Genomic DNA, 5,823 nt, shown 5'->3' on the forward strand with positions numbered 1-5,823 from the left:
AAAGCTAAAGCTGGCAGTCCATCTGTTGCAAGATTTATCCACAGAATCTGGATTGCAATAAGCGGAAGCGGAAGGTTTAGGAGTATTGCAGTGAATATCGTAAGCACCTCTCCAAGATTGCTTGAGAGCAGGTATGCAACAAATTTCTTTATGTTGTCATAAATTATCCTTCCCTCTTCAACTGCATTCACAATTGAGGCGAAATTGTCATCTGTTAAAATCATGTCAGACGCCTCTTTTGAAACATCGGTTCCCGTAATTCCCATTGCAATTCCGATATCCGCCTTTTTCAGCGCAGGAGCATCATTCACTCCGTCTCCTGTCATTGCAACATTATACCCTTTGTTTCTCAATGCTGCCACAATCTTAAGCTTGTGCTCCGGACTTACCCTCGCGTATATTGAAACATCATTAATCACTGAATCAAGGCTTTCAATTCTGTCAATCTCATCTCCAGTAAGCACCTTTCCGTTTATTCCAAGCTCCTTTGCAATTGCAATTGCAGTTGTCTTGTGGTCGCCTGTAATCATTATGACTCTTATGTCCGCTGTCCTGCATTTTTCAATTGCTTCCTTCACTTCCTCTCTTGGGGGGTCTATCATTGCCTGAAGCCCCACAAAGACAAGGGAGTTTTCCGCATTTTTCTCTATGTTCTCCTTGGTTTCCTTTCCGTGGAATTCCCTGAATGCAAATCCGAGAACGCGAAGAGCCCCTGAAGCAAATTTCTCGTTTGCATCAATTATTTCCTTTCTGTCTTTTTCTGACATCCTGCGGATTTTTCCGCTTATAAGAATATAATTGCACCTTCTGATTATTACATCTGGCGCGCCCTTCACATAGGAGAAAACCTTGCCCTTGCTTTTTCCTCCCTGGACAGATGCGTGTATTGTTGTCATTAATTTTCTCTCTGACTCAAATGGAATCTCATTAACCCTGAGAAGCTCCTCTTCAAGCTGCTTCTTGCTGAAGCCGTGCTTTGCTGCGCTCACAAGAAGCGCTATTTCAGTTGGGTCTCCTATAAGCCCGCCGTCAATTGATGCATTGTTGCATAATGCACCTATCTTTAGGAGCGGGATAATGTCTCTTGGCTCGCTTGAGAAAACCCCTTTTGTTGAATATCCCTCCCCTTCAACCTCAACAAACTTCTCATCTACGAATATTCTCTTTACAGTCATCTCATTGCAGGTGAGGGTTCCTGTCTTGTCTGTGCATATCACATTTATGCACCCGAGAGTTTCAACAGCAGGAAGTTTTCTTATTAGCGCATTCCTTTTCACCATCCTCTGAACGCCAAGCGCAAGCGAGATTGTGACAACAGCAGGAAGCCCTTCTGGAAGGGCTGCAACTGCGAGCGATACTGCCATGAGGAAAATCTCAATGAACATCTTGTTCTGGAATATAGAGAGGTCAAGGCTCTTTATTGAGGAAATCATCTGCGGGCTCTTTATAATCTGAGAAATGAATACTGCAATGCACACGCTTATAACAAGGAATCCTATGAAAACCCCCAGCCTTTTCAGCTTCTTTTGGAGTGGAGTGAGCTCTTCGCCTTCTCCGCTGATGATTTTTGCAATCTTTCCGATTTCAGTGTGCATGCCTGTTGCTGTAACAATTGCCCTTCCGCGCCCCCTCGTTACAATTGTTGTTGAGTAGAGCATATTTTTCCTGTCCCCAATTATTGATTCCTTCTTTATGGGGAATGCGTTTTTCCTTACGGGCATTGACTCTCCTGTAAGGGATGCTTCCTGAATCTCAAGCGCAATTGCATCAATAAGCCTTGCATCAGCAGGTATAACATTCCCTTCTTCAATAAGAACTATGTCTCCCGGAACAAGAAGCGATGCATCTATCTCAGTGCGCTTTCCCTCCCTTATTACAACTGCCTTCTGGCTTGCAAGCTTTTTCAGCGCTTCTATTGAGCGCTCTGCCTTGTATTCCTGGAAGAATCCAAGCATTGCGTTTAGGAAAAGGATAACTGCAATAACAATTGCATCAACATACTCTCCAATTGCTGCGGATATTAGAACAGCAGCAAACATTATCATTATTATGAAATCATTAAACTGCCCGAGGAATATCTTAAGCGAGCTTATCTTCTTCTCTGCTTTCAGGACATTTTGCCCAAAGCTGGAGAGCCTGGATTTGGCTTCATTCTCTGAAAGCCCCTCATTTGAGCTTTTCAGTAAAGAAATTGTTTCCTCAGCGCTTTTAAGATAACAAGTGCTTTCCAAATGCCACACCTCTTTTTAGTATGATTTTGAAGAACAGGGATAAAAAGCTTTCCATTTGCCATCTGCCCATTATTTGCTTAAATGTTTTAATCGCCTGGAATAGAAAGATTAATAATGGTGATAATGCAGTTTAGATAAAGAGAAAAAGAAAAAAGACGTGATTTGTTTGAAGACGAGCCTTACAGCAATATTCCTCATTCTTATATGCACATTATTCACTTCTGCAGGGCAGGTTTTTTACAAGCTTGCCTCAAATTCCCTTTCACTTGACATAAATTCGCTCCTGACAAACCATTATCTTTTCATCGGGCTTGCATCTTACCTCATTGGAGCAGTCATAATGATATTTGCCTTCAAGAAAGGCGAACTCTCGGTGCTGTATCCTTTTGTCTCAACAGGCTTCATCTGGGTTAATCTTCTTGCAATGAGATTTCTCGGGGAAAGCATGAGCCAGTCAAAGTGGCTCGGAATTTTTGTGATTTTTTCAGGAATAAGCTGCATAGGATTTGGAAGCAAAATCAGAAATGATTCATTTTTCCTATGTGTGGGTTACCCTTCTTGCAATAAGGTTCCTTCATGAAAAGATGAATCTCATGAAGTGGCTCGGAATACTTCTCATACTTGTCGGGGTAAGCTTGATAGGCGCTGCATAATGAAAAAAGAGAAGTTGGATGATTTGCTGGAAAAGGTTTCTGAAAAAGATGAATTTGTAGCGCTTTCATCCAGGTATAAAGCCTGCGACGGAAATAGGTTCTCCATAAGAAAAATTGTCATTGACTATGGCCCTGAATGGAAAAAGAAATATGAAAGATATGCAAATGCGGTAGGATTCTACGATGGAAAAATTGAGCCGGGTGAATATGTGAATCTTTACGATAAAAAAGCAAACCATGTGATGATGTCAAACACTCCCATGGAATTTTACACAAATTACGAATTCATAAAAAAGAGCAGAGGGAATGTTTTAATAGGCGGGCTCGGGCTGGGGCTGATTGCGCTTTTTGTTGAGAAAAAGCCGGAGATAAGTTCAATAACAATTGTTGAGAAGCATCCTGAGATAATAGAGCTCATCCTTTCGCAGATTAAATTTGAAAGCAAAGTATTAATAGAGCACTCGGACATATTCAATTTCGCTCCGAAAGAAAGGTATGACACAGTATACATTGACATATGGAATGATGTGTGCAGAACAAACTATGATGAAATGAAAGAGCTGAAAAGGAAATATTCAAGATGCCTTAATGAAAGCGGATTTATTGCGTGCTGGCGCGAGAAGGACTGCATGCGCTTATAGTTTGATTTGAGGTGCAAATATGAAAAATGAAACATTCGTGCTCTCACTGGGAGGCTCAACCATCGTTCCTGACAATATTGATGTTGATTTTCTCTCTGAATTCCGTAAGCTCATAATCTCGCATGCAAGAAAGGGGAAAAAATTCATAATAATAGCGGGAGGGGGAAGGACTGCCAGGAATTATATGGACGCTGCAGGAAAGATAGTTTCAGTAAGCCCTGAAGACAAAGACTGGCTTGGGATACATTCAACAAGGCTTAATGCCCATCTTCTAAGGACAATATTCAAGGAATACTCAAACGCAGAGCTTGTGAAAAATCCCAATAAAAGGGTCAAATTCAGGAAAAGCATCATTATTGCAGCAGGCTACAAGCCGGGATGCAGCACAGATTATGATTCTGTTATACTTGCAAAAAATTTCGGAGTTAAGAGCATAATAAACATAAGCAACATCTCTTATGTATATGACAAGGATCCGAACAAGTTCTCTGATGCCAAGCTCATAAGGGAGATTTCATGGAAGGATTTCAGGAAGATTGTCGGGAAAAAGTGGGACCCCGGGCTCAATATGCCCTTTGACCCTGTTGCAAGCAGAGCCTGCGAGAGGCTGAAGATGAAAGTGTTTATTGTTGGAAAAAATCTCAAGAACCTCAATCGCCTTCTCTTGCATAAAAGCTTTGAGGGCACGCTGATAAGATAAAAGGAAAAAGGAAAAAGATAAAAAACTGTTTAATCAGAAAATCTTGATTTTTGAGTCGTTTAGGCTTTTTATCCTCTTCCATTCAGAGTCAACATATTCCTGAACTTCTGCCGCTTCCTTTTCATTAAGCTCAAATCTTTTCTGGGACTTCAGGTAGTCCAGAACAGGAACTGGCTTTGGAGTTTCCCTTGTGATTTTGAGAACTCCTCCTTCAATCTCGTAAATCGGGGTAACCCTTGAGTCAAATGCGAGCTTTGCAATCTTTATTCCTAGCTCTGTTGGGTATTTCCAGCCAGTCGGGCATGGCGAGAAAACCTGTATGTAGCTTAAGCCCGGGCGCGAGAATGACTTCTTGACTTTCTGGAAAAAGTCCTGGAACTCTGAGATGTTTGCTGTTGCGGAGTATGAGCTGTGTGCTGCAAGTATGAAAGGCATGTCCTTCTTGAACTGCTGCTTTCCGTGAATCTTCTCTCCGTATGGGCTCGTTGTTGTGGATGCGTATTTGGGTGTTGAGCCGCTCCTCTGGATTCCCGTGTTCATATACGCCTCATTGTCATAGCATATGTATGTGAACTTGTTTCCGCGCTCAGCTGCCCCGCTTAAGGACTGAAGCCCTATGTCAAATGTGCCGCCATCGCCGCCTATCACAAGGATGTTGGTTTTATCCCTCTTGCCTGCTTTTTTGAGAGCAGCATCAATTCCTGAAGCAACTGCAGATGCGTTTTCAAAAGCAGAATGTATCCAAGGAACTTTCCATGCTGTCTCGGGGTAAGGCGAGCTTACAACTTCCATGCATCCTGTGGCGCTCACAACAATTGTATTCTTTCCTGCTGCCTTAAGCAGGTGCCTTAGGACTATTGCTGCGCCGCATCCTGCGCATGCCCGGTGCCCTGATGCAAAATATTCCTCTTCCGGAAGCCCCATTATCATTTTAGCCATTTTTGTTTTCCTGTTTTTTCCTTTGCTCAAGCACCTTTGAGTCAATTGTTTCAGCCCAATGCTCGTGCCTTGAGCCGTGTATTATCCTTATCCAGTTTTCCCTGCCGCATTTTTCGCACACTGCGCTTTTGTATGTGAAATGCTCTGAAAATTTGGCATCCCACTTTTCAGCGCTCATGTCTGCGCTGCAGTATACGCATTTTTCGCCGATGTCTTCATTTTTCAAAATCTGGTGCTTCATTTATTTCACTCTAAAAAATAAGTTCAGATAAGCCACTTTTCCGCTTCATCTTCCTTTTCTGAAATCCCAAAGGCATTTCTTATGTCATCCTGGGTTATGTCCTTTCCGCCGAGCCCGAGTATTGCATTGTTGATTCTGACTTTTGAATTCTTCAATGACGCCTTTATCTCTGAATAAACTGCTCCATGGCTTCCTGGGGAAATGTTCCTGTCAAGAACAGTAATCCCGTTTAATTTTGAAAGGGATTCCCTCATTTCCTCTTCAGGAAAAGGCCTGAGGCATTTGAGCTTGAGCATGCCGTATTTCTTCCCTTTTTCTCTCATCTCATCAACAACAGTCCTTATTGTCCCGCAGCATGAGCCGATTGCAACAACAGCGTATTCTGCATCTTCCATTCTGTATTTTTCTATCAAGCCAT

General features: G+C 42.3%; 7 protein-coding genes. 3 read left to right on the forward strand and 4 right to left on the reverse strand.

Annotation, left to right across the window (positions count from 1 at the left end; all coding sequences use genetic code 11):
• Positions 1–2,231: HAD-IC family P-type ATPase (locus NTV63_03180; protein MCX6709926.1), on the reverse strand; the 2,231-nt coding region annotated here is incomplete at its 3' end.
• A 166-nt stretch (positions 2,232–2,397) separates the two neighbouring features.
• On the opposite strand from NTV63_03180, the gene NTV63_03185 reads away from it, so the two are divergent.
• The 3 genes from NTV63_03185 (at position 2,398) to pyrH (ending at position 4,225) form a co-directional block, all read left to right on the forward strand.
• Entirely contained in the window at positions 2,398–2,811 is a 414-nt protein-coding gene (locus NTV63_03185; protein MCX6709927.1) for an EamA/RhaT family transporter, read from the forward strand.
• A gap of 72 nt (positions 2,812–2,883) precedes the next feature.
• A complete protein-coding gene (locus tag NTV63_03190; GenBank protein ID MCX6709928.1) occupies positions 2,884–3,525 on the forward strand; it encodes a hypothetical protein in 642 nt (213 codons plus the stop codon).
• A 19-nt stretch (positions 3,526–3,544) separates the two neighbouring features.
• Positions 3,545–4,225: a UMP kinase gene (gene pyrH, locus NTV63_03195; protein ID MCX6709929.1), complete on the forward strand. Its 681-nt coding sequence runs from the start codon at positions 3,545–3,547 to the stop codon at positions 4,223–4,225.
• Between the two features lie 33 nt (positions 4,226–4,258).
• On the opposite strand, the gene NTV63_03200 is transcribed toward pyrH, so the two are convergent.
• The 3 genes from NTV63_03200 to NTV63_03210 all read right to left on the reverse strand — a co-directional run.
• A complete protein-coding gene (locus NTV63_03200; GenBank protein ID MCX6709930.1) occupies positions 4,259–5,149 on the reverse strand; it encodes a thiamine pyrophosphate-dependent enzyme in 891 nt (296 codons plus the stop codon).
• Between the two features lie 7 nt (positions 5,150–5,156).
• Positions 5,157–5,405 carry a hypothetical protein gene (locus NTV63_03205; protein MCX6709931.1) on the reverse strand — a complete coding sequence of 83 codons (249 nt, stop codon included), beginning with the start codon at positions 5,403–5,405 and terminating at the stop codon, positions 5,157–5,159.
• 23 nt (positions 5,406–5,428) lie between these two features.
• On the reverse strand, positions 5,429–5,823 hold a 395-nt coding region (locus NTV63_03210; protein MCX6709932.1), incomplete at its 5' end, for a hypothetical protein.

It is taken from the genome of Candidatus Woesearchaeota archaeon (assembly GCA_026394965.1).
Lineage (GTDB): Archaea > Nanobdellota > Nanobdellia > Woesearchaeales > 0-14-0-80-44-23 > JAPLZQ01.